Origin of the sequence: Pseudoalteromonas sp. Angola-4, assembly GCF_028599265.1 — a bacterium.
Taxonomy (GTDB): domain Bacteria; phylum Pseudomonadota; class Gammaproteobacteria; order Enterobacterales; family Alteromonadaceae; genus Pseudoalteromonas; species Pseudoalteromonas atlantica.
Genome location: NZ_JAQREK010000003.1, coordinates 209,556 through 235,067, shown reverse-complemented (window position 1 = coordinate 235,067; position 25,512 = coordinate 209,556). Strand labels below are relative to the sequence as shown.

Sequence of the window (25,512 nt, the reverse complement as noted above, 5' to 3'; positions counted from 1 at the left end):
GCCATTGTATTAATTACATTACCTTCAGTTTACAACAAAATCATATTAAGTGTAGTTATCTAATTAAAAACTTAGCATTTTTACTTAGACCTTGCATGTAAACTGAGCTATTAGGTTGTTTGTCGTTTTTAATTCACTTTTAATTTATGCCTTGTTAGGCTTATTTCAAATAATAAGTAACCTTGAGTCATTATGAAAAAGCGTTTAGTCCTGTCAATGTTAGCGGCCTGTTGTGCAGCCCCTGCATTAGCCGATGTAAATTATTCTTTAAGTATTACACAGCCACAACATCATTTAGGTAATGTAAGTGTAGAGTTTCCAAAGTCGGCGCAATCGCATATCGATGTTAAATTGCCTGCATGGCGTACTGGTCGCTACGAAATATTAAATTTAGCCAATGGGGTACGTTACTTTGCGGCCACAGACGACAATGGCAATGCATTAAAATGGGAAAAAATTAATCACAGCACATGGCGAGTGCATTTAGCTGAGCCAACACACGTGAATATTGATTACCAAGTATATGCAAACGAGTTAGGTAAACGTGCACGCCACATAGACGATAGCCATGCGTTTATTGATGCATCTGGCTTTTTTATGTTTAGTGAATCGTTTCGCCAAGAACCAGTTACCGTAGATTTAAAGGTGCCTAAAGCGTGGCGCTCTGTATCAGGTATGGAAAATGCGAGTAATAAACACAGTTTCAAAGCCGCAGATTACGATGTACTGGTAGACTCACCAATAGAAACAGGAATTAACAAACTTCATAAATTTGAAGTAGATGGCCGCCAATACGAGTTAGTTATATGGGGCGAAGGCAACTACGATGAGCAACTAATGCTTACTGATTTAAAAAAATTAGTGACCACAGGTAATGTTATTTGGGATAGCTACCCGTATGAGCGTTATGTATTTATGGTGCATGCTACATCGGGTGCTGGCGGGGCAACTGAGCATTTAAACTCAACCATTATACAGCGCCCACGGAATCGTTTTGGTAGCCGCGAAGACTACTTAGGCTTTATAAGTACCGCCGCGCATGAATTTATTCATACTTGGAATGTAAAAGCTTACCGCCCTAAAGGGCTGGCGCCTTATGATTACACCAACATGAACTACTCAAATTTATTATGGATTTCGGAAGGTTCTACTAGCTACTTTGAAGATCATCTATTAGTGCGCTCAGGCATAGAAACTACCGATGAGTTTTTTAAAGTGATGAGTAAAACGATTAATCGCCACTTACAAACACCAGGTCGAGAAGTACAAAGTGCCAGCGAAACAAGCTTTGATAAATGGATAAACCAAGGGGGCGACCACGCTCGTAATTACAGCACCAATATATATTTAGAAGGCTCATTGCTTTCTATGTTGTTAGATATACATTTACTAGAAACAACCCAGGCAAAAGTTAACTACCGCCAAGTACACAACGCTTTATACAACAAGCACACGTTACCACAAGGGTTTACTGAGCAAGATGTACTGGCAATATTAAAAGAGCTAACAGGTGAAGACTACACAACGTGGTGGCACGATAACGTGAGCACCCCAGCTAATATAGATTTTGATGCTTTATTAGGTAAAGTTGGCTTAAAGCTTACTCGCCCTAAGAGCGCTAAGCCATTAGCAAGCATTGATGCCACTGCAAAAAATAGCGGTGAGTTATTAACGCTTACCCACGTTCGCAGAGGCGGAGCAGCATGGCAGGCGGGCCTCACAACAGACGATAAAATTGTGGCGGTTAACAAGCAGCATGTTGGAAAAGATTTAAAATCGAGCTTAGAAGTATTTAAAGCGGGTGAAAAAGTCACTATCGATTTTATTCGTCGCGATGCACTTCAATCGACAACCCTCGTTTTATCGCAAGATTATGATAAACCTAAAAAGGTGGTTGCTGATAAAAATGCAACTTTATCTCAACGGGCCTTATTTAAAGCGTGGATGGGGGTAGAGCACCCCATTAATGTGCAAGCTGATTAACATAATAGCGTTTAATTAAAGGAGCTTTGGCTCCTTTTTTATATCTTATGCAAAGGTATATCACTTAAAAACCAACCTAAAAGTGCTAATTTTAAAAGTACGTCCTATTATTGTGTTAATAACGACTCTAGGTTGCGTATAAATGAAGTCATTAAAAACCACTCAAATCCTCTCACATCAATTTGTGCTTAACGATCCGCTGCATCAGTTATTTGATGCGATACACAGTATTTCTGTGCAAGGATACGATGAGCAGCGCCGCGTTATTTATTGGAATAAAGGCAGTGAGCTGCTTTATGGCTATACAAAAGAGTACGCAACCGGAAAAAAACTAGAAGATTTAATTATTCCGCCCCCAATGCAAGATGCGGTTATAGATGCTCATCGTGAGTGGCTCATAAACGATATCGAAATACCCGCGGCTGAGCTTACATTACAGCACCAAAATGGCAGCAATGTTACTGTGTTTTCAAGCCATGTTATGTTTACAAATCAGCATGGGGTAAAACAGATGTACTGCATCGACATAGACTTGAGCGATGTAAAACAAGCACAAGCGCAAGCTATGGATAAACAGCAGATGCTCGAAAAAGTATTTGAAGCCATTCCTGATTTGTACTTTTTACTCAAACCGGATGGCACCATAGTTGATTACCATGCAAATGATTTGAGCAACTTACATTTACAGCCTGAGCAATTTTTAAATAAATCGATGTTTAGCGTATTGCCCTATACTGTAGCCAAAATGTTTAAAGACAATATTCAAGAGCTGTTAATTCACAAAAGTAATGTATGTTTTGAATACGAACTTTTAGTACCCAAAGGCGTTTTGTATTTCGAAGCGCGAGTGAGTTATTTACATCATTCAGACCAAGTCATGGTGATAATTCGCGACATAACAGAGCAGCATGAGTCAAACAAACTTATACGTAAACAAGCCTATTACGATAGCTTAACGCTACTCCCTAATCGTTTTAATTCTTTAAAACGACTTACTCAGCTAATTAACACTGCGAGCGACAAAAACACTTTAGCCGCTGTTATTTTTATCGACTTAGATGACTTTAAAAAAGTAAACGACACACTCGGGCATGAAATTGGCGATTCATTACTTATCAGCGCCGCTAATAAATTGAGCCAAATAGTTAATGAAAACGCGACCGTAGGCAGGTTGGGGGGCGATGAATTCATTATTTTACAACCAGAGCTACACAGTAAAAAACAGCTAGATGCGATTGTTACACGCTTACTTAAAAGCTTTAGAACCCCCTTTGAAATAGATGGCCGCGAATTGTTATTAACGTTAAGTATTGGCGTGGCTTTGTACCCTGATAATGGGGTAACAGCCTCTGATTTATTACGCCATGCAGACACAGCAATGTACCAAGCAAAAGCGCTTGGCAGAAACACCTACGCCTGCTTTACCAGCGAAATGAATACCGCCATAAAAAGGCGGTTAGCAATAGAAGAGCAGATGCATGTTGCTCTTGAAAAAAACGAATTTGAATTGTATTTCCAACCTAAATGCGATGCTAAAACACTTAAAATAATTGGGGCTGAGGCGCTATTACGCTGGAACAATAGTGTGCTTGGTAAGGTTATGCCCGATGAGTTTATTCCGTTAGCAGAGCAAACAGGTTTAATTATTCCTATTGGAAAGTTTGTTATTGAGCAGGCATTAGCATTTTTAACGCAGTGGCAGGCAAGCTCTCAACAAAACTACAGCATGGCAATTAATTTATCACCAAGCCAATTTAGAGATTCAGAGCTGCTAAGTTTTATAGCAAGCACGTTAGAAAAAACCGGAGTAAGTGCTAAAAATGTCGAGCTTGAAATAACCGAAGGCGTGTTAATGAGCGTACAAACCAATATAACAGAGTCGTTGCATGCACTTAATAAGCTCGGTATTAAACTATCTATGGATGACTTTGGCACAGGCTACTCATCGCTTAGCTATTTAAGGCAATATGCGTTTGAGGTATTAAAAATAGATCGCAGCTTTATTTGTGGTATTACCGAAAACCAAGAAGACTACAGCTTAGTTAAAGCCACAATTGCAATGTCGCATAGCTTAGGCTTAAGTGTGGTAGCTGAAGGCGTAGAAACATCAGCACAACAAAAACTACTAGCCGAGCTAAATTGCGATCTGATTCAAGGTTACTACTTTAGTAAACCACTGCCTGCATTACAGTTACTTGATTTTAAAGCGTTATAAGTACATTTATTATAAGTGTTAACCTAAACCCAGTGAGCTTTAAATAGCGTAAATTGAGCCGCCCACCGCATTTAGTATTTAAACCCTTTAGCCAAATAACGCTACACATTAATATGATAGGCTTTACTGCTACTGCTTTGGTATTTTGATAAAACAAAACCTATGCAGTGAAATACAACACCCACTAGATTGAGTAAAACTCATCCCGCAAACTTTAATTCCCCTGACACTCATAATTCATTAATTTAATTCATGTGCATTTTATAAGCTAATGATGCTAGGTTTAATCATCACAATATTGAAGGAAATAATTATGAAATTAGAGTCATTAGCACTGCACCATGGTTACGAGTCTGAAGAAACCACTAAATCAGCAGCAGTGCCTATTTATAATACCTCATCTTACACGTTTGATAACACGCAACACGGCGCTGATTTATTCGACTTAAAAGTACCAGGCAATATTTATACCCGTATTATGAACCCAACCAATGCCGTGCTTGAACAGCGTATTGCTGCAATGGAAGGGGGCATTGGCGCGCTAGCGGTAGCCTCGGGCATGGCAGCTATTACCTATGCTATTCAATGCTTGTGTGAAGTAGGCACTAATATTGTCAGCACCAGCCAAGTATATGGCGGTACATATAACTTATTTGCCCATACGTTACCGCGCCAAGGTATTGAAGCTCGCATGATTAAAGCTGATGATTTTAGCGCCTTTGAAGACGCGATTGATGATAATACCCGCGCAGTATTTTGTGAGTCCATTGGTAACCCGGCAGGTAATATTGTCGATATTGAGCGTTTAGCTAACATTGCTCATAGTAAAGGGGTACCACTTATTGTTGATAATACTGTGGCGACCCCGTATTTATGCCGCCCATTTGAGTTAGGTGCCGATATAGTGGTTCATTCACTGACAAAGTATATAAACGGACACGGTACAGCTATTGGCGGTATGATTGTTGATTCAGGTAAATTTGATTGGAAAGCCAATGCCACACGCTTTGCAATGATGAATGAGCCCGATCCGTCGTATCACAATGTGGTCTATACCGATGCCTTTGCAGAAGCAGCCTTTATTGGTCGTTGTAGAGTAGTGCCACTTAGAAATACCGGTGCAGCACTTGCGCCCAAAAACGCATCTGACATTTTAATTGGCCTAGAAACCTTAGGTTTACGAATGGATCGCCACTGCGAAAACGCACAGCAACTGGCTGAATACTCAGAAAATCACCCTAAAGTTCTTTGGGTTAACTACGCTGGTTTAACATCAAGCCCATATAATGCAATGAGCCAAAAAATCACCAGTGGTAAAGCCTCAGGCATTTTAAGTTTTGGTATTGCGGGCGGCCTTGAAGCAGGCACGCGCTTTATTGATGCGCTTAATATGATCCTGCGTTTAGTTAATATTGGCGATGCTAAATCGCTGGCTTGTCACCCAGCGTCAACTACACACCGCCAATTAAATGATGAAGAGCTTGCAAACGCAGGTGTGAGCCGTGATTTAATTCGCCTATCAGTCGGTATTGAAAACATTGCTGACATAATTGCCGATGTAAGCCAAGCGCTCGATAAAGCATAGTTACCTCACTACCTTTCATAAAAAGCTTAAAACATAAAAAGCGTTAGTTGAAAATATACTCTCGTTTTTTATGTTTTACTAAAATCAATTAATAATTGTACCTTCTTGTTTTATAAGTCTTTATTATAAGGCCTTCCTGAGACTTTTATATTCCTACCGTTTATTTTTTATTCATATAACAACTTTGTATTGACACTAAGATTTCTTACTACTACATTTGTAACAGTACCACTACAAGTGTAGTAATAGGAGCGACAATGAAACTTAGTGATTTTGAAATGGATATTATGCAGCTGCTCTGGCAGGAAGAACCTTGTACTGCGAGTCAACTACATAAAGTGCTTTTAGCTGATAAACAAGTAGCCTATACAACAGTCAAAACTATTGTAGATAGGTTAGAACATAAAGGAGCGATTGAGCGCTGTGGACATGAAGGGCGAGCCATTGTTTTTAGAACAATCGTGACTCAAGACGCGTTATCGGAGCAAGCTATGCCTAGTTTTATGCAACGATTTTTTAAAGGTAATTCTCGTAGTTTAATTGCCCACTTTATCAAAGAAGAAAAGCTAAATGATGAAGATATAGAATACTTACAAACGCTTTTAAAAAATAAGAAGTTAGATTAAAGGAGAGGGTAATGACGGATTATTTACTAACTTGCACGCTTATTAGCTTATGTATTTTACTTACAGTAAAAGGATTAAAAAATGCCCCTGCACGATTAAACTTTTACATGTTAATGATTGCCTTGGCATGTTGGTTTGTCCCTTGGCAGTACTTTTCCCAGCTACCGTTATTTGAAGGGACAAATCGTTACACATTCAACGTGGCGCAATTGATTCCCGATGTTAAAGCATTAATACCAAACGCTGAACAAGTAGTAATTAAGGATGAATTACAAAGCGATATGAGTATATGGGACTTATTGCCATCACTTAGTATTGTTTTTATGGTTCTAGTTTTAGCTGGTTTTGGATTGTTTTTATTACGCATGGGCTTATATGTAAAGCTTATAAAAAATTTATACATTAACTCAAAGCCAAGTCCTGAACTTAAACACATCAACAATCAGTATTCAATTAGACTAACAACCCATACAGAGCCCGCTTTTGCTACAGGATTAATAAAGCCTGTTATTTGGTTAGAGTCTACGATGGTAAATCGTAAAGAATTAGATTCAGTCATTCAGCACGAGGTAACCCATTTACAACAAGGTGATATTTATTGGACGTGGCTTATTTGTTTTATAGAAAGCGTTTTTTGGTGGAATCCTATTTGCTTAAAGTTAACTGGTTTAGCAAGAGAGCAACTCGAACTTAGCTGTGATGAGTTGTGTATGCAAAAGCTAAAAGGTAAATACCAATTAGATTTAGCCAGTTTATTGCTACAAGAGCAAAGTGCTAAAAGCTCACTTAACTTTTTTACCCCCCCACTTTTGAATATTGCTCAGTCTAAGAGTTTTAATATTCAGAGGATCAAAATGTTAAACAAGGAAAAAACAATGAAAAGTAAATATTTGGTTATGGTTGCGGCGGCAATGTCTTTTAGTGCTTTAGCTGCAGCTCAAATTGTAAATGGTAGCTCAGATAACAAGCAGAAAAGTAATAATACGTCTCAGGCTCCTGCTAAAAGTGAAGAATATAATCAACAACTTGCACAGCTTCTTAAAAGTGCAGCAGGGGCAAAAAGTGATAACCCTGAACTGTTAAACCAAGCTGCGCAAGGCATACAACAATGGCACTTAAATAGAGATAAACTTGCTGGCTTTGAAGAAGCTGAAATTAAACTACAAAGCTTTAGGCTGCTAGATCATGTTTACTCTAAACTTGAGCAATATGAAGATATACTGAGTGCTTACGGAAAATGGTATGAGCCTGGTAGTAACCCGCCTTACTTTTTAAAAAATTCACTAGCAACCGCGTATATACAACTAGGGCGTTATGAGCTTGCAGTTGTAGAACTTGAAGATTTATCAAAACAGCTTGAAGGGAAACTACATGTTGGCTCTGCTGATAACTTAGCACTGGCATACATTTACCTTGCTGATTACGATAAGGCATTAAAAACCCTAGAGCAGGTTGATGCAAAAGATGATGTATACGGAAATATCCTTAAATACTATGTTTATGATAAACAAAATAACCGCAAAAAAATGAACGAAATCAAAAGTAAAATTCCAGAAGCATTTGCAGTTACCCCCGCATTATTACCACAAACGGGCATACCAGGTTCTCAACTTTTAAGGATGTTATAAGCATTGAGTAATTAAACTTGGAGCCTTTGAGGCTCCTTTTTCATTCTGTTTAAAATTTTTTACAAAGGCGCTTGTATAAACCTTATTAAAAATACAGCTTTTAATTTGTTGTGCTTTACGCCGCAAAAAAGCTTTTTTAACCTTGGTTTTAGGAGCGCAAGTTGCAATATCGCTCTGTATGTCTGTATTTTGCGAAACAGGGTATGGCATAAGCGAAAAACCATTTACGTGGGTTTCCCAAATATGTTGTAAATCGCAATCTACAGGGCGGCCAAATTGAGCTGTGGCTTTAAGTAATTGCTTAGCCCCTTCATAGCTTATTGCCGTAGCACAACAGCCAGTCATTAGCTTTTTATGTATGACTAATTGCTGGTGGTTATTTAGGTTTTGCTGATAGGCAATAGGGCGAGTGCGGTTTTCATAAGCGGCGAGTTTAATAAGCTGCCAGGGCTGCTGTAGCTGCTCAATATTTTTTATCGCATTATGAATGCTCTCATCAATATAAAAGTCATCTTCGAGCACAATCGCGTAATCTAGTTTTTCATCAACTATTTTTTGCCATGCTTTACGGTGGCTTAAATAGCAGCCGATTTGACCATTGCTAAGCGGATAGTGATACTGCTGTTTATTCAATTGCGGGCTGTAATGTAGGAACTTTTGTTGTGTACTCAATTGTGCGCCATCTACGGCATCAATCCGTTCAAATGGCAAGTTAACACGTGCCAGTTGCGTTTGAGTATTTGCGAGTCGCTGCGCTGAGCGCGCTAAGTTTATTACAAATAATGCTGCCATGATGTTCACCCCCTACCGTTTTTAGCAATACTAAAGGGGGGCTGTTACACGCAAGTGGCAAATTTATGGCTTTTTTAAGTCAGCTCGCGGCTGCGCTAAAATGGCGTTTTTTTCTTCTTGGCTGAGGATTATCCAATCAAATATTTCTTCATTAGTTCGCCCGCAGCCAGTGCAATAACCGCTGCGGCGCTCACATATGCCTAAACAGTCTGTTTTTAACTTAGTGTTTGAGTGTGTGGGTTTTTGCATTTAATTTCCTAGCGGTGGAGCAATTTCAAAACGGGTAATATAGCGCGTTCTGCTTTGAGAGGTAAATAAGGTGATAATTGGGTGAGCTTCATCCAAAACAAAGTTACTACTGATTGAAGTTGCTGACTCTTTCGTATTTTCGTACCAGCCTTGTGACGCTACACATTGACGTATTTTATCCACTGTTTGTATATGTAGATTTGTGGCATGGGCTTGTTTGTTTTCACTCGTGCATTGATAACTAAACTGCTTATTATGTTGAGTAATGGTGCAGGTATTGCCTATAAAATGGGTATTAGCATGCCACTGGTTTATAAAATCATTCCCCACTTTATTTGCTTTTACTGCATTAAAGCCATTAGCGTGCGCATTAAGTAATGTGTTTAGTGGGCTACACGTGTTTTGCGTTTTTACTATTTTGGGCGCAGGGGCTTTTTGGCTTACACAACCTGTTAATACCAATAAGGATAAGGCTGTGATAATTGATTTATTCATAAGCAACGCTAAAAGAATTAGATAAGCTGCACCATACGCAACCTATGTAAAAAAATAAATACCATAACGTAAAAAGGCCCATAAAATATGGGCCTGTAAATGCGCTAAAACAAAGCAGCTGTATTATTTATGGCGACCTTGCAGGCATTTTACAACGTCTTCAAGGGCTAAGCCTTGGCGTTGTAGCAATACAGTAAGGTGATAAATTAAATCAGCCGATTCGTTAGTAAGCTCATCGTTATCGTGCTTCATTGCAGCAAGCGCTACTTCTACGCCTTCTTCACCTACTTTTTGACAGCTACGGCTTAAGTCTTTAGCAAACAATGAAGCTGTGTAGCTTTTTGCTGGGTCGTCGTTTTTACGCTCAACAATCACATCTTCTAATTGCGCTAAAAAGCTTAGGCTAGGTTTTGCATCATCACCAAAGCAGCTTTGTGTGCCTAAGTGACATGTTGGGCCTTCTGGATTAGCCAGTACTAAAATTGAGTCGTAGTCACAATCGGTATGAACAGATACTACGTTTAAGTAGTTTTCTGATGACTCACCTTTGGTCCATAAACGTGACTTTGAACGCGAGTAAAAGGTTACTTTATTACTTTCAAGCGTTACCTTTAGTGCTTCGCTGTTCATAAACCCTTGCATTAAAATAACACCAGAGCGAGCATCTTGAACAATCGCAGGGATCATTTCGCTTTTAGCAAAATCTACTTGAGTTTGGTTTTGTTGTGTTACTTGCATAGTCTTGCTGCCACTTGGTTATCGGTTAAAAATTGTTTTAATTCGCTAATGTTAATCACATTTTTGTGAAAAACGCTTGCTGCCAATGCGCCATCGACTTCGCTTTGTTTAAACACATCAACAAAATCTTGCATACTGCCTGCACCGCCTGATGCGATTAAAGGAATATTACATAATGCGCGCATTTTACTCAGCTGCTCATTGTCGTACCCATTACGTACGCCATCTTGGTTCATACAGTTTAAAACAATTTCGCCTGCGCCTAAGTCTTGTACGCGTTTAACCCATTCTTCGGTTTTGTAACGTGTTCGGCTTGATGCATTAGGATCGCCGGTTAATTGATACACTAAGTATTCACCGGTCACTTCATCGTAAAAGCTATCAATACCTACAACAACACATTGCTTACCAAATTCATCGTGTAGCTCTTTTATAAGCTCAGGGCGGGCAATAGCGGGGCTGTTAATACTTATTTTGTCAGCGCCACGCTCTAGTACACGTGCTGCATCGGCTACCGATTTAATACCGCCAGCCACACAAAATGGAATATCAATATGGCGGGCAATGCTCTCTACCCAATTTACATCAAGTAGGCGTTTTTCAACGCTTGCGCTGATTTCATAAAAAACCAGTTCATCGGCGCCGGCATCGCTGTATGCTTTTGCCATTGTTAAAATATCGCCCACTATTTCGTGGCCTTTAAATTTAACGCCTTTTACTACTTGGCCATCTTTTACATCTAAACACGGGATTATGCGTTTTGATAACATGCCAACGCCTCCTCAACACTAAATGCGCCATCAAGTAGTGACTTACCTAAAATAACGCCACCTACGCCCAGCTCTTTAAGTTTTTTAATGTCATCAAGTGAGCTCACGCCACCCGAAGCTTGTACTTTAATGCTGCTGTTATGGCGAGTTAAATCTTCGTAAAGCTCAAACGATGGGCCCGTCATGGTGCCATCTTTACTGATGTCCGTACATAAAAAGTCAATAACGCCCAAGCTTACATAAAAATCTACAAGCTCAAGTAAACCAAACTCAGATTCACTTAACCAACCATGGGTTGCAGGAGCCCAGCCCGTGGCTGTTTTATTTACATCAAGGGCGATAACAAAGTGCTCTGCGCCAAATTGTTCAATCCAGGCTTTTACTTGCTCGCGTTTTTCTACCGCCATAGAACCAATAACAACTTGGTTAGCGCCGGCTTTTAGCCAATCGCTTACATCTTGCTCTGAGCGAATGCCGCCGCCCACTTGATACGGTACGTTAAGCGCTTTCGTTGCAGCTTGAATATGTTGCCACTGTTTTTTACTTGGATCGCGTGCGCCTTCTAAATCTACAAGGTGCAATTTACCTGCGCCGCTGTCGGCGTATTCTTTTAAACGTGCGCCAAGCTCAAAAGGGTAAAACTGAGCGGTGTCGTACTTACCTTGGTATAAACGAACAATTTGATTTTGTAATACGTCTAATGCTGGAATAATCACAAATAATCTCTTTATTGTTGGTTAATGGGCCGTTTATAACTGCCAATCAACAAAATTTTGTAATAAACGTGTGCCTACTTTTGCACTGCGCTCTGGGTGAAATTGCATGCCAGCGTAGTTGTCTTTTGCAACTATGGCTGAAAAGGTTTGGCCGTATTCGCCGCTTACAAGTGTTGCATCGTTTACGGTGTGCGCAAAGCTATGTACAAAGTACACTTGCTCGTCTTGTGTTAAGCCTTTTGTAAGTGCATGCTCTTTATTTACGCTTAAGTTATTCCAACCCATATGCGGCGATGTTAAATTGCCAACATCAAGGGCTTTTACTTGGCCTGGTATTTTACCTAAGCATTGTACGTTACCTTCTTCGGTGCTTTCGCACAGTAACTGCATACCTAAGCAAATTCCCATAAGTGGGCGCTGGTATTCGTTTATAGCTTGTTGCCAGCCGTTATCTACTAAACGCTTCATGGCAACTGATGCATGTCCAACGCCTGGTAATATAGCACGCTCAAAACCAGCTAATTGCTCTGGTGAGGTAATGACTGTTGGCGTTTGACCTAAGCGTTCAAAGGCAAAACGAACTGAATTTATATTGGCACACCCAGTATTAATTATGGCAATCATAAACATCCCTTAGAGCTGGCTGTTTGTTGGGTCGTGTCTTGCGCTACTGCCATACGAAGGGCACGTGAAAACGCTTTAAATAAGCCTTCTACTTGGTGATGACAGTTACCGTCGCTCACCGATAAAATAAGGCTAATAGCGGCATTATCGCTTAAGCTTTTAAAAAAGTGCTCAACCATTTGTACGTCTAAATCGCCGGCTTTTTCGCGGCTAAAGTTAGCGTTTAATACAAATGAAGCGCGGCCCGATAAGTCAATTTGTGCTTCAGCTTTACACTCATCCATTGGCAGTGCAAAACCATAGCGCGCTATTTGCGATTTAGTACCCAGCGCTTGTTTAAGCGCAACACCTAGGGCAATACCAATGTCTTCAACAAGGTGGTGCTCGTCTATATGTAAATCACCTTTCGCTTTAATATTTAGACCAATGTTGGCGTGGGTGCGAATTTGATCAAGCATATGATCAAAAAAGCCAAGGCCTGTTTCAATGCTACCGTTTTTAGTTTGATCTAGGTTTATGGCTACATCAATTTGGGTTTCTTTGGTGTTACGCGTAACACGACCTTCACGGTTGGCAGTTGTAAGCTTTGTAACAATGGCAGGCCAGCTGCCATCATACAAAATGCCTTCACAACATAAGTTTTGAGCAAGGCCAATATCGGTTTGGCGATCGCCAATCACGTATGAGCGAGCTAAATCAACCTTGCCAGAGCGCATAAGCTCAGTTAATAAACCTGTTTTAGGTTTACGGCAATCACAGTTTTGCTCGTCAAAGTGTGGACAAATTAATACCTCGTCAAAGCTAATGCCTTGGCTTTGCAGTATGTCCATCATTTTATCTTGAGCTATATCAAAGTCAGCAGTCGGGAAGCTGTCTGTACCTAAGCCATCTTGGTTAGATACCATTACTAAGCGGTACCCTGCGGCTTGTAACTGTAATAAAGCCGGGATAACACCAGGTAAAAACGCTAATTTTTCTAGGCTGTCTACCTGTTTGTCGGTGATTGGCTCTTCAATTATGGTGCCGTCACGGTCAATAAATAAATAGGGGTTACTCATGATACTTCTTGTCCTGATAAAAGAGGTGAGGTTGCTGGCTTACCAAGGCCATCTAACCAAATTTTTACTTGCTCAAGTTCTTGCTCATTACCAATGGAGATACGTAGCCAATCGTCTTCACCGTATAGGGTAAACGCGCGCATCACTAAGCCTTGTTCAAGTGCTACTTTAAAGTAGTTTTTGTCGGCTAATTTTAAGGTAACAAAGTTACCTTCACCAGTGAGAATTTTTAATGCAGCAGGGGATGCGTTTAACCACTGTACAAGTTTAGCTTTTAAACTATTTAAAATAGTCACTTGTCGGCGCATTGATGTAATGGCATCAGGCGCTATGGCTTGTGCTGCAATACTTGCTACCACACCCGATACCGGATACGGCGCAATCACTTTACGAATAGGTGCAAGTACACTTTCTTGTGCAAGTGTGAAACCGGTTCTTAGCCCTGCAAGCGCAAACGCTTTAGACAAAGTGCGCAGTACCACTACATTACTATATTCGTTAATCAGCGCTGTAGCACTTTGCTCAGGGCAAAACTCAATGTAGGCTTCATCAACAATAACTAAAGCTTTACCGGCAAGCGCTGTTGCAATTGCTTTTACTTTTTCAAGGGAGGTTATGCTACCGGTTGGGTTATTTGGATTACAAATAAACACCAATTTTGAGCTGCCCACAGCCTCAACTATTTCATCAACACTGCCATCAAGTAATAGCGCTTGGGTTAAGCCATTGATTTCAACGTTGTGCGTATCAGCGGTTACTTTGTACATACCGTAGGTTGGCAAAAATAACGCAATGCTGTCTTTTGCAGGTTCGCAGTAGGTACGTACTAAAAGCTCAATGCCTTCATCGGCGCCGCGCGTCATTAATACGTTTTCGCTTTCAAGCTCTGCATACGCAGCGTAGCGGTCAATAACCAGTTGCGGTTGTGGATCTGGGTAGCGATTTAAATCTTCAATACTCAGTTCAATATTTTTAGCGTATGGGCTTTCATTGGCATTTAACCACGTTGACCCTGTTAGCTTTTCACTTTTAGCAGAGCTATATGCAGCAAGAGCTGCAATATTTTGTGGTAATAAGCTTGTCGCTTGTGCGCTCTTATTGCTCATTTTTAATTGCCTCTAAACGAATTGAAACCGCATTTGCGTGTGCATCAAGGCCTTCTGCATCTGCTAGTGGCAAAATAGCTTTTGACAGCTGTGTTAGGCCACTTTTACTTATAGTTTGTACTGTGTAAGTGCGGAAAAAATCAAGTAAGTTTAAGCTTGAATAGGTTGCACTGTAACCGTAGGTAGGTAACACGTGGTTAGTACCCGATGCGTAATCGCCCGCTGATTCTGGCGTGTAGTCGCCAACAAATACCGAGCCTGCATTTTTTACTTTATCTAAGTAAGGTGCTGAATCTGCTAATTGCAAAATTAAGTGCTCAGGGCCATATTGCGCTGATACGTCAAATGCTTGCTCAACAGAGTCGACTAAAATAAGTGATGAATTAGCCAGAGCTTGCTCGGCTGTATCTTTGCGGCTTAATTTAGCAAGCTGGCGTGTAAGTGCCTGCTGCGTTTGCTCAATGATACTTTCGCTGTTACATAATAAAATAACTTGCGAGTCTGCGCCGTGCTCAGCTTGCGAGAGTAAATCTGCCGCTATAAATTCTGGGTTTGCACGCTCATCTGCAATAACTAGTACTTCAGAGGGGCCTGCTGGCATATCGATTGCCATACCAGGAATTGTTTGCGCAACAAGCTGTTTGGCCATCGTTACAAAGCTATTACCTGGGCCAAAAATTTTGTTCACTTTAGGCACTGATTCAGTGCCGTAGGCCATTGCGGCAATTGCACCTGCGCCACCACTTTCAATTAAAGTTGTAATGCCACATAACTTAGCCGCATATAATATCGCAGGGTTAATGCTTTCATCACCTTGTACAGGGGTTGCAAGTACGACGGTTTTAGCACCACTTAATTGTGCAAGTACACCTTGCATAATAACCGATGATGGCAGTGGAGCACTGCCACCTGGTACATAAATACCCACAGCTTCGATGGCCTGATATTTCAGTTCACATTCAACGCCAGGTTGGGTTGATAACTTAATATCTTTAGGCAATTGCGCTTCGTGAAAACGTTTAACGTTTGCATAAGCGGTGTCAATTGCGTATTTAAGCTCTGCGCTTAGTGCTTGCTCTGATGCGTTTATTTCATCAAGCGGTACACGTAAACGAGGGTTAGCTCTATTATCAAACTTTTTAGCCATATCAAGTAAGGCTTTATCACCTTGCTCTTTCACATCGCTCATAATTGTTTGGCATATAGCTTCAACCTTTGCGCTGGCAGAAACCGCAGGGCGCATTAGCGCCGCTGCTTGTACTTGTGAAGATTCCTCATTCCAACGAAGCATGGTACTTACTCCATCATTTTTTCAATTGGCATTACTAAAATAGAGTTAGCGCCTAGGGCTTTAAGCTGCTCCATTGTTTCCCAAAATAATGTTTCGCTGCTTACCATGTGAAGTGCTACGTAATCTTCGTTACCAGCAAGTGCAAGTAGAGTAGGTTGGCCAGAGCCTGGTAAAATTTCGCAAATTTCATCAAGTTTAGTTTTTGGCGCGTGTAGCATAATGTATTTGCTTTCTTTAGCTTGTTTAACACCACGAAGGCGCGGCATAAGCTTATTGATTAGCGCTAGTTTGTCTTCATCTTGCAGGTCTTTATTTTGAATTAAACACGCGTTTGATTCTAAAATTGTATCGCCTTGAATCAAGCCGTTCGCTTCAAGCGTTGCACCGGTAGAAACTAAATCACAAATTGCATCTGAAAGACCGGCACGTGGGGCTACTTCTACAGAGCCTGTAAGCATTACAGTGCTTGCATTAATGCCTTCGCGCTTTAACCACTGCGTTAAAATTTCTGGGTAGGTTGTTGCAATACGTTTGCCTTCAAACCAGCTTTTATCACGTGGACCAAGCTCTTGTGGCCATGCAAGTGCAAGTCGGCAGTAACCAAAATCTAGTTTTGCTAGTTTGCTAACTTCGCTTGGTACACCTTGGCGTTCACGTTCGGCTTGTACTTCTACTAGTACGTTTTCGCCAACAATACCTAAATCACAAACACCGTCCATTACTAAGCCCGGAATATCGTCATCGCGCACACGAAGTACGTCAATTGGCATATTGGTTGAGTGTGCAATTAAGCGTTGCTCACGTAGGTTTAATTTAACACCTAGTTGCTTTAGTAAATCTTGACAATCTTTAGACAGGCGACCGCCTTTTTGGATGGCGATACGTAGACGATTTGTGTTACTCATTATTCATTTTCCTTTAATTTAAAAACTAAAAACCCCGAGGGGAACCTCAGGGCGAAAATGAATCAATGTGTTTTGAATCGCCAGAGGTTCCTTTTAGGAATAACCTCTCAGCGAAAGACCTGACAGGTTATTCCGGTGAATGGTGGTGATGATGTACTGTTGTCAGGTTTAAGCGCATTTTTTTATCCTATTTTTCTTACCGCTATTTAGTGAGCGTTAAGCTTTAATCTGTTTCAATAAATTTCGCATTCATAAAAACATAAACTGCCTAGCTTAGGCAAGTTTTTTTTCACCAAATTAAAGCATATCTTATAACTGCCGATAATATTGAGAGCTAAACAGTATTTTTAGTTGTTTTAATGTTTAAATTGTAGGCAAACTGGGCTTTGTTGGTCAATTTATCTAATTTTTAATAAACAAGTTAAGGAGGGGAGTATGGATATAATGATCCCTTTTTTAGGGAAAATTTCACGGTTAGAGCTTGAACCAAAAAGTACATTTCATATTGCAGGTGTGCAAAATATGCCACAAGCGCAAAAAATTAAGCTTGAAAATGAAAAAAAGCAGACGCTCAACAAAAAAAGATTAGCGCAGGCGCAGGGCAAAAAAAGTGCAAGTGCAGCTAATGAAAAAGCAATTACTGTAGATGATGAAGGGAATAAACATTTAGATACATGGGCATGATCTAAACCCTTAATAGTAAAAGCCACGTACAACTTTTTACTATTAAGGATGTGTTTGCTAGCGTTTTTTAGCTTTAATAATGTAAAAGCTAAATATAACAGCAACGGTAAGTTGGGCTATAAAGCCTTGCCACGTAGATTTTAAACCCAGTAGTGCAATATCAAAGCTTATCGGCATTACACTAATCGCGACTATATCAGCCTCTTGTAATGCAATGACAGCTTTACCCATTAATACAAAGGCAAGTGCAAATAATAAATAAGTTGTATACGCAAAAAACTTAGCAATAGGTAACTTAATCGAATATTTAACTAACACCCATGCAATAAGCGCTAATAAAACCACACCCAATGCAAACCCAATAGCCACCGATGAATACTGTGCTTGCGAGCTTTGCGTTAATAACGACTGATAAAATAATACCGTCTCGAACACTTCACGATATACCGCTATAAACGAGAGGCCCGCTAGCCCCCACAGTGTGCCAGACTCTAAACGCGTATTAATATTTTGCTGAATATATGCCTGCCACTGCTGAGCACTGGTTTTACTGTGCATCCATACCCCAACATATAGCAAAATAATAGCTGCAAATAGGGCGCCTATACCTTCCATAACTTCGCGGCTTGCACCACTTATTTGTATTAATGTTTGCGCTACTGCCCATGTTAAGCCTCCTGCTATGAGGGCCAATACCCAGCCAATATGAACGTATTTAAGCGCATCCTGGCGTTTGGTTTTTATAAGCACCGTCATTAGCGCAATAACAACTAATAGTGCCTCTAGGCCTTCGCGCAGCAAAATAACTAAACTGGCTGATAGCAAAGCGCCATCACTGAGCGTGGTGTCATTAAGTAGGTTGTTTGCTTTTGTTAATTGTGCAAGTACAGCATTAACTTGCGCACCGACAAGCTCGGTGTTTTTTTCATTTTTGAATGTGTTACGTAAGTTCATCAATTGTACTTCAATGTTTTTACGCAAGCTTTCATCGTATGCATTTAAGTTATTTTCTATCAGCTCAAAACCATCTAAATAGGCACTGATAGCCAGTTCGCTGGCTTTTGCATATTCACCATTAGCATGTGCATTTTGCGCTGCAATAAGTTGCGAGCGTGCAACGCTAAGTGGCTGAGCTTTGTTTTTAAATAAGTGTTCTGGATTACCGCGTAGCCACTTAATAAATTGAACTTGGGCAGGGGATTGATTTTGTGAAAGCTGCGCAGGATTAAGATTAATGATGTCTGAAGTGCTGATTGTCTGGTTATTGTGTTGCGGCTTAGTTATATCTTGAAAAGCTAAACTGCCTACATAAAAGGCGAGTGACCAACGTTGTTGCTCATTAAATTGGCTAAAAGCAACCATTGGAGTATCGTCTATGCCATTGGATACAGCTTCATATAATCCCATAATTGTGCGATTTGTGGCTCGCTCTTTATCCGTAAAGTTGGTGGGCTGTGGTGTTAACCCTTTAGCAAGTGGGCCATCACCTTGACCATTTATGCCATGGCACATAGAGCAGTTTTCTGCAAAAAGTGCTTTTGTTTGTTTTAGGGGTAATAAAGATGTAGGCAAAGATAGCTGTGGCATAAATTCAAGCAAAGACTCCCTAAGCTTTGAGCTGGCAGCACGAACACTTTGTACGCTTTGTTTATTTATAATGGCGTTATGTAAGGCGCCAGCTTGTATTTTTATATGCCTGTATTGATTATTAGCACTGCTTAACTGAGTGGCTAGCGTGCTTATTAAATTTGCAAACTCAGACATTTCTTGAAATTCGTCTTTACTAAGTACCTCGCCTTTTTGCACCGCGCCAACGTAATCAACCCCTACGTACTCTGCAAGTTGTGATATTTGCTTAATTTTAGCTTGCTCAGAAGGCGTTGAGGCAAAAGTAGAAAAACATAAAAAAGTGAGTAAGAACAAAGGAAAGAGAAAAACGTGGCGACGTGTAATGCGATAAAATAACGAAAAAACACTTGTATATTTACTGGACATAGTTAGCTCTATAAAAAACATTTAAAATTAAAACTATTTTTATTACGCTTAAAATAAATAAAACCGTGCTAAAAATAATCCCCCATAAATAACTAACCCGCAGTGAATAGACTGCGGGTTTAATAAAGAAAACTTAGTGATTTTGCTCGGCTGATTTAATACTACTTTGAATGAGAGGAGAGATAGTTAAACCTTGCACAATAATAGAAAATATAACCACAACATAGGTCACAATAACGATTAGATCATGCAGATCACTGCCTGATATAAATACTTGATCACGAGGAATAGCTGCAGCCATAGCTAATGCTAAACCTCCACGTAAACCACCCCAAGTTAAAATTTTAACGCTGTGTTTGTCGTAGTTTTTAAAGCGCTTAAATATTACAAATGGTGCACCAACACTAATAAAACGTGCTAATAAAATAGCAGGGATCATAACAAGGCCTAAGCCAATTTCACCCATTGTTACTGGCATAGTGACAATCAGCATACCAATAATCAAAAACAACAAAGCGTTTAAAAAGCTGTCGGTGGCGTGCCAAAAGTCTTTAATATAGCGCGTGTTTTCAGGCCCTGTGCGCTCGGTTGCTTTTGCACGAGTAATATTACCTAAAATAATACCACTGGTTACCATGGCAAGCGCACCAGATATTTCCCATACATTGGCAGCGGCAAAACCCGCAGTTGGAATGGTTAAGGTTATTAATAGGCGTATATTTACATCTTTACAGTTAATTATTAAAAAGTGACCCACAAGGGCCATTGCTAAGCCAAACACGATCCCGCCTATGGCATCAACAAAAAACAGCTCTGCAATGTCGGCTGGGTTGGCATCGGTGCCAAAAAATGCAACAGAAAACAGCGTAGTAAAAATTACCAAACCAATACCATCGTTAAATAAAGACTCGCCTTCTACCTGTACCGAAATACCTTCAGGGGCGCGTAATTGTTTAATAATTGCCAGTACAGCAATTGGATCGGTTGGGCTTATTAAGGCGCCAAAAAGTAAACAATAAATAAAAGGGACGGGCCAGCCAAGAGCGGCAAAAATATAAAAACTTAAATAGCCAATTAAAAAAGTAGAGACTACGGTAGAGAACAAAACTAAAGCGGTTATTTCCCATCGTTGTTTACGCAGTGCCAACAGGTTAATTTCTAAAGCACCTGCAAATAACAAAAATCCAAGCATGCCTTTTAAAAGCAATTCATTAAAATTAATACTGGCTACAATTTGCGTCATCTCTAATGCAGTTGTATCGCCTAATAACTTAACTGAAATAATTAATAACAACGATATAACAACCGAGCCCGTTGTTATAGCAATCGTTGTTTGCATTTTAAGAACATACTGGTTTGCATAAGCAATAAAAATTGCGATAGCAGAGAGAAAACAAATGAGATACCAAGCATTCATTGGCTAACCTTAAATTTATTTTAGAGAACAAAAAAGAGCGAATTAAACGAGCCGTATATTACTCCTGTGACTAGGCTGTGTCACAGTATTTATGGGGCTTTTAGCACTTTTTTTATGTCTTTAGGAGACATATAGTTAATGCAAATTTACTGGTGTTATTGCTTGTAATGAAGAGATTAATACAAAGTTGCCTAGGCAACGTGGTGGCTGATTAATGCCGTTAATTGAATAAATTAAACGCGGCTATTTTGCGGGTGTAATAGTGTAATTTAGTGTAAATATATGTATACAATTTGTATCTGTTTAAGGTTTTGCTGATTTTGTGTGTTTTTTAACCTACTGTAATTTCTGTTGTTCTTACGTTTCCTAATACTTTACTTGTAAATTAAATGTTTAATTTTCATAACTCAAATTTGTAACATAGGCTTGATCCCTAATCGGGTACAAGTAGTTCCGGTTAATACAAATCCACTACAAACTAAATATTTTGACGGAGCGTAAACGTGAATTTATCAAAAATCACATTAGCAACTTTTGCTGCTTTAACCTTGGTTCAAGCAACAGATGCAGTAGCTGCGAACAAGAAATACCTAAATCAACAAACGGCTTTAAATAACATGATGCAATCAAATTCGGCATCCATTTTATCTACTAGCCCTAAAGACTTGATTGGGTTAAGTGTAAGGAACGAGTTAGTTGTATTAAAAGAGTTTATAAGTAATAACGGTGAAGTAACTCGCCGTTATCAGCAAACATATCAAGGTTTACCAGTAATTGGTGACACTTTAAGCCTTACATTTAAAAATGGCATGCTTAAAAAAGCCCATGGCGCTGCGGTGTACGATATTGAAGGCGATATAAACGATGTAAGCGCTAAATTATCTGTAAAACAAGCCATGCTTCAAAGCCAAAATGTAGGCATAGCTGCAAAAACTAAAGGTTTAAAAAAACACAATGAGAAATCAAGATTAGCGATTTGGGTTGATCAACAAAGTAAGGCGCATTTGGTGTACGAAGTATCGTATGTAACCTACGGCAAATCGCCATCACGTCCTTATCAAATAATCGATGCTAATACCGGTGAGGTTTTGCTCAGCTACGATAACTTACAACATGCTGATGCTACGGGACCAGGGGGGAATCTCAAAACAGGTAAATACATCTACGGTACTGACTTTAGCAACCTAGATGTGTCTCAATCTGGTAACACCTGTGTTATGGATAATGCCAATGTAAGAACTATAAATCTCAATGGCGGCACAAGTGGCTCTGCTGCCCATTCATTTACTTGCCCTGAGAATACAGTAAAAGAGATAAATGGGGCTTATTCGCCGCTTAACGATGCTCATTATTTTGGTAACGTTATTTTTAATATGTATAACGACTGGGTGGGGTCGCCACCGCTAAGTTTTCAGTTAAAAATGCGCGTACATTATTCAAGTAATTATGAAAATGCATTTTGGGATGGCAGCGCAATGACCTTTGGCGATGGGCAAAGCACTTTTTACCCACTCGTAAGCCTTGATGTATCGGCGCATGAGGTAAGCCATGGCTTTACCGAACAGAATTCTGGCTTAATTTACAGCGGTAAGTCGGGTGGCTTAAATGAAGCGTTTTCTGATATGGCTGGTGAAGCGGCTGAGTATTACATGAAAGGCACTAACGATTGGTTAGTCGGGCAAGATATTTTTAAAGGCAATGGCGCGCTTCGCTATATGAATAACCCATCACAGGATGGACGCTCTATAGATAATCAAGGTAGTTATACCTCTGGCATGGATGTGCACTATAGCTCGGGTGTATTTAACAAAGCATTTTATAACCTTGCTACTACATCCGGCTGGGATACTAAAAAAGCATTTGTAGTCATGGCACGTGCGAATCAGCTTTATTGGAGTGCGAGTACAAATTGGGATTTAGCTGGTAACGGCGTTATGGACGCTGCGTGTGACTTAAATTACAACCCAAGCGATGTACAAGCTGCATTGGCGGCAGTGGGAGTTAGTTCAAACCTAAGTGCAGGGAGCGATTGCTCGAGCACGCCTGTGCCTACGGATGAGGCGTTAACAAATAAAGTGGCACGTACGGGGATCAGCGGCTCTGCCAAAGCGCAGATGTTTTTTACACTCGATGTACCAGCGGGGGCAACAGATCTTGAGTTTAATACCGCTGGTGGCTCGGGCGATGCAGATTTATATGTAATGTTTGGAAGTAAACCCACACTGAATACGTATGACTGTAAAAGTACCACCTCTTCAAGCACCGAAAACTGCAGTATTTCGAACGTTCAAGCAGGCACTTACTATGTAATGGTAGAAGCATGGAATGCTATAGCTGATGTATCGCTTACTGGGAGTTTTAACAATTCAACAGGAGGCGTAACACCGATTAACAGAACCGAGTCTAATATTAGTGTTTCAACTAATAGCTGGGCTCGATTTACTCAAGACTTAGAAGCGGGCTATAGTAATTTAACCGTTACTATTTCTGGTGGAAGTGGCGATGCCGATCTTTATGTAAATTATGGTTCAGCGTCGAGTACGTCAACTTATTTGTGTAGACCTTATAAAAATGGCAACAGTGAAACGTGTTCGTTTGATAACCCACAATCAGGTACTTGGTACCTAGATTTAAGAGGGTACAGTAATGCAAGCGGAGTAACACTGAGTGTGTCTGCTAATTAAACATTGATACCAGGGGCCTAGTGCCCCTTTTTAATTTTATGGATACCAGTATTGCCAATTATAAGGAATACCAATGAAACCTTTTAAACTACTAAGTGCGCTGAGCTTATTTACTACAATGGGCGTTGTAGCACAAAGTGAAACAAACAAAGTGTGGGTAAGCATAGATTCAACTGCAGCGGCACATTATGAGTATACCCAGCATGGATTAGTACAAAGATTGCCCTTTGCACAGCGCTCAACAAGTGCGCTTGAAAATATAGACTTGGTGAATATACCTGCTGATCAGGTAAATAATCTAAGCGAATTTATGCACCACAATTATAATCGGTGCGGTGGGTTTGTGGCACATGATTCCTGGCAAGAGGCGAGCAGTTACGCAACACAATTAGCCGCGGCGCATACTATACAAAATACATTAGCATTTAGTTATTCTATTGATAACGAACAAACAGTACAAAATTTAATGTCATCAATTAGCACCGTTAACCTCGATAGCACTGTTAACTCTTTAACCAGTTTTAATAATCGTTATTACACCTCACAAACAGGAGTAGATGCTGCAAATTGGTTAAAAACATACTGGCAGCAAATAGCGCAAAGTCGCAGTGATATTAGCATTGCAATTTACCCGCATAATTGGGCGCAATCGTCGGTTATAGTGACAATTGAAGGTAATGAAAAAGCAGATGAAATTGTTATTATTGGTGGCCACCTTGATTCGATAAATCAGTCAAACCCAAGCAATGGACGTTCACCTGGTGCTGATGATAACGCCTCAGGCATTGCTGTGCTATCAGAGGCGCTGCGCGCGATTGTACAAACTAATTACAAACCACAGCGTACGATTCAAATTATGGCGTTTGCAGCGGAAGAAGTCGGCCTTAGAGGTTCAAGTGATATTGCAAGCAGTTACCAATCGCAGGGTAAAAATGTAGTGGGCATGGTGCAGTTTGATATGACAGGCAATAATGGCAGCCTTGAAGATATAGTTATGATGACTGATTACACTAACAATGCACAAAATCAGTTTTTAGCAGCGCTTTTAGATACCTACTTACCGCAATTAAATTATGGATTTGATCAGTGTGGTTATGGGTGTTCTGATCATGCGTCATGGTATCAGCAAGGGTTTGCAGCCTCTATGCCTTTTGAATCAAAAATGGGCGATATAAACCCGCTTATTCACACCCAAAACGATAACCAGTTTGATGCTCAACATGCCAGTAAATTCGCCAAGTTGGCAGTAAGTTATGTTGCCGAAATGGCTAAAAATGCCGGCGATACTACGCCCCCTACTAATAACCAATTAACCAATGGGCAAACACTCAGTGGGATCACAGGGGTTGCAAAAGAGCAGTTTATTTACACATTAGCTGTGCCACAAAGTGCGAGCAATTTAAATATTATTACGACTGGGGGCACAGGGGATGCAGACTTATATGTACGCTACAATCAAGCACCTACGCTGAACGATTATGATTGTAAAAGCACTACCTCAAGTAGTAATGAACGTTGCGATATTAACCCCTCTAGTGAAGGAGTTTACTATGTGATGGTACACGCATGGAATGCGATAGAAAATGTATCCCTAACCGGAAGTTACAATGAAGGGGGGAGTATTGAGCCTATCAATCGGAGCATAACAAACATTAGTGTTTCTGCTGGGAGCTGGCAACGCTTTAGCCAAAGTTTAAATACGAAGTACGCATCATTAGATATAACAATGTCTGGTGGCAGTGGCGATGCTGATTTATATGTAAACTTTGGCACTCCCTCTAGTGATTCTGAGTACTTGTGCAGGCCATATAAAAATGGCAATAGCGAAACCTGTTCGTTTTCTGCGCCACAAACAGGTAATTGGTATATCGATTTAAAAGGGTATAGCAATGCCAGCAATGTCACGTTATCTATAAATGCACAATAACGTGTAAAGGGGTGTGAGCCCCTT

The 25,512-nt window shown here is 40.2% G+C and carries 21 protein-coding genes; 8 read left to right on the top strand and 13 right to left on the bottom strand.

Annotated features, from left to right (window positions below):
• The first annotated feature begins 192 nt into the window (after positions 1-192).
• The 5 genes from PSH48_RS05785 to PSH48_RS05765 all read left to right on the top strand — a co-directional run bounded on the left by PSH48_RS05785 (position 193) and on the right by PSH48_RS05765 (position 8,037).
• Positions 193-1,983: a M61 family metallopeptidase gene (locus tag PSH48_RS05785; protein ID WP_273611101.1), complete on the top strand. Its 1,791-nt coding sequence runs from the start codon at positions 193-195 to the stop codon at positions 1,981-1,983.
• A gap of 142 nt (positions 1,984-2,125) precedes the next feature.
• Positions 2,126-4,198 carry a sensor domain-containing protein gene (locus PSH48_RS05780; protein ID WP_273611100.1) on the top strand — a complete coding sequence of 691 codons (2,073 nt, stop codon included), beginning with the start codon at positions 2,126-2,128 and terminating at the stop codon, positions 4,196-4,198.
• Between the two features lie 313 nt (positions 4,199-4,511).
• Entirely contained in the window at positions 4,512-5,783 is a 1,272-nt protein-coding gene (locus tag PSH48_RS05775; RefSeq protein ID WP_273611099.1) for an O-acetylhomoserine aminocarboxypropyltransferase/cysteine synthase family protein, read from the top strand.
• Between the two features lie 257 nt (positions 5,784-6,040).
• Entirely contained in the window at positions 6,041-6,409 is a 369-nt protein-coding gene (locus tag PSH48_RS05770; protein WP_029772957.1) for a BlaI/MecI/CopY family transcriptional regulator, read from the top strand.
• An 11-nt stretch (positions 6,410-6,420) separates the two neighbouring features.
• Positions 6,421-8,037: a M56 family metallopeptidase gene (locus PSH48_RS05765; protein WP_273611098.1), complete on the top strand. Its 1,617-nt coding sequence runs from the start codon at positions 6,421-6,423 to the stop codon at positions 8,035-8,037.
• On the opposite strand, the gene PSH48_RS05760 is transcribed toward PSH48_RS05765, so the two are convergent.
• The 11 genes from PSH48_RS05760 to hisG form a co-directional block, all read right to left on the bottom strand.
• A complete protein-coding gene (locus PSH48_RS05760; protein WP_273611097.1) occupies positions 8,032-8,829 on the bottom strand; it encodes a glycosyltransferase family 25 protein in 798 nt (265 codons plus the stop codon). The two genes, PSH48_RS05765 and PSH48_RS05760, sit on opposite strands and share 6 nt — an antisense overlap.
• Positions 8,830-8,892: 63 nt before the next feature.
• Positions 8,893-9,078, bottom strand: a complete 186-nt coding sequence (locus PSH48_RS05755; RefSeq protein WP_024031736.1) for a DUF1289 domain-containing protein — start codon at positions 9,076-9,078, stop codon at positions 8,893-8,895.
• On the bottom strand, positions 9,079-9,573 hold the full coding sequence (locus tag PSH48_RS05750; protein WP_273611096.1) for a lipoprotein: 495 nt from the start codon (positions 9,571-9,573) through the stop codon (positions 9,079-9,081).
• A gap of 123 nt (positions 9,574-9,696) precedes the next feature.
• Positions 9,697-10,311 carry a bifunctional phosphoribosyl-AMP cyclohydrolase/phosphoribosyl-ATP diphosphatase HisIE gene (gene hisIE / locus PSH48_RS05745; RefSeq protein ID WP_010556207.1) on the bottom strand — a complete coding sequence of 205 codons (615 nt, stop codon included), beginning with the start codon at positions 10,309-10,311 and terminating at the stop codon, positions 9,697-9,699.
• Positions 10,302-11,081, bottom strand: a complete 780-nt coding sequence (hisF, locus tag PSH48_RS05740) for an imidazole glycerol phosphate synthase subunit HisF (RefSeq protein ID WP_055254144.1) — start codon at positions 11,079-11,081, stop codon at positions 10,302-10,304. The genes hisIE and hisF overlap by 10 nt, the downstream gene beginning before the upstream one ends.
• The gene (locus tag PSH48_RS05735; RefSeq protein ID WP_004586383.1) at positions 11,063-11,797 is read right to left on the bottom strand and encodes a 1-(5-phosphoribosyl)-5-[(5-phosphoribosylamino)methylideneamino] imidazole-4-carboxamide isomerase; all 735 of its coding nucleotides are present in this window, start codon (positions 11,795-11,797) and stop codon (positions 11,063-11,065) included. Before PSH48_RS05735 ends, hisF begins: the two co-directional genes overlap by 19 nt.
• A gap of 33 nt (positions 11,798-11,830) precedes the next feature.
• Positions 11,831-12,421: an imidazole glycerol phosphate synthase subunit HisH gene (gene hisH, locus PSH48_RS05730; RefSeq protein ID WP_004586382.1), complete on the bottom strand. Its 591-nt coding sequence runs from the start codon at positions 12,419-12,421 to the stop codon at positions 11,831-11,833.
• Complete coding sequence (gene hisB, locus PSH48_RS05725) at positions 12,418-13,479, bottom strand: bifunctional histidinol-phosphatase/imidazoleglycerol-phosphate dehydratase HisB (protein ID WP_024031732.1); 1,062 nt, start codon at positions 13,477-13,479, stop codon at positions 12,418-12,420. Before hisB ends, hisH begins: the two co-directional genes overlap by 4 nt.
• Positions 13,476-14,585: a histidinol-phosphate transaminase gene (hisC, locus tag PSH48_RS05720; RefSeq protein ID WP_273611095.1), complete on the bottom strand. Its 1,110-nt coding sequence runs from the start codon at positions 14,583-14,585 to the stop codon at positions 13,476-13,478. Before hisC ends, hisB begins: the two co-directional genes overlap by 4 nt.
• Positions 14,575-15,876, bottom strand: a complete 1,302-nt coding sequence (gene hisD / locus PSH48_RS05715) for a histidinol dehydrogenase (RefSeq protein WP_273611094.1) — start codon at positions 15,874-15,876, stop codon at positions 14,575-14,577. Before hisD ends, hisC begins: the two co-directional genes overlap by 11 nt.
• 5 nt (positions 15,877-15,881) lie before the next feature.
• Complete coding sequence (hisG, locus tag PSH48_RS05710; RefSeq protein WP_273611093.1) at positions 15,882-16,781, bottom strand: ATP phosphoribosyltransferase; 900 nt, start codon at positions 16,779-16,781, stop codon at positions 15,882-15,884.
• A 444-nt stretch (positions 16,782-17,225) separates the two neighbouring features.
• On the opposite strand from hisG, the gene PSH48_RS05705 reads away from it, so the two are divergent.
• Positions 17,226-17,465 (top strand): hypothetical protein, encoded by a 240-nt coding sequence (locus tag PSH48_RS05705; RefSeq protein WP_273611092.1) that lies wholly within the window; start codon positions 17,226-17,228, stop codon positions 17,463-17,465.
• Positions 17,466-17,522: 57 nt separating this feature from the next.
• On the opposite strand, the gene PSH48_RS05700 is transcribed toward PSH48_RS05705, so the two are convergent.
• Together PSH48_RS05700 and PSH48_RS05695 are read right to left on the bottom strand one after the other, a co-directional pair.
• The gene (locus tag PSH48_RS05700) at positions 17,523-19,460 is read right to left on the bottom strand and encodes a cytochrome c/FTR1 family iron permease (protein ID WP_273611091.1); all 1,938 of its coding nucleotides are present in this window, start codon (positions 19,458-19,460) and stop codon (positions 17,523-17,525) included.
• 133 nt (positions 19,461-19,593) lie between these two features.
• On the bottom strand, positions 19,594-20,877 hold the full coding sequence (locus PSH48_RS05695) for a cation:proton antiporter (protein WP_256846251.1): 1,284 nt from the start codon (positions 20,875-20,877) through the stop codon (positions 19,594-19,596).
• 503 nt (positions 20,878-21,380) lie between these two features.
• On the opposite strand from PSH48_RS05695, the gene PSH48_RS05690 reads away from it, so the two are divergent.
• Positions 21,381-23,561 (top strand): M4 family metallopeptidase, encoded by a 2,181-nt coding sequence (locus PSH48_RS05690; RefSeq protein ID WP_273611090.1) that lies wholly within the window; start codon positions 21,381-21,383, stop codon positions 23,559-23,561.
• A gap of 73 nt (positions 23,562-23,634) precedes the next feature.
• Positions 23,635-25,488 (top strand): M28 family metallopeptidase, encoded by a 1,854-nt coding sequence (locus PSH48_RS05685; protein WP_273608093.1) that lies wholly within the window; start codon positions 23,635-23,637, stop codon positions 25,486-25,488.
• Positions 25,489-25,512 lie beyond the last annotated feature (24 nt).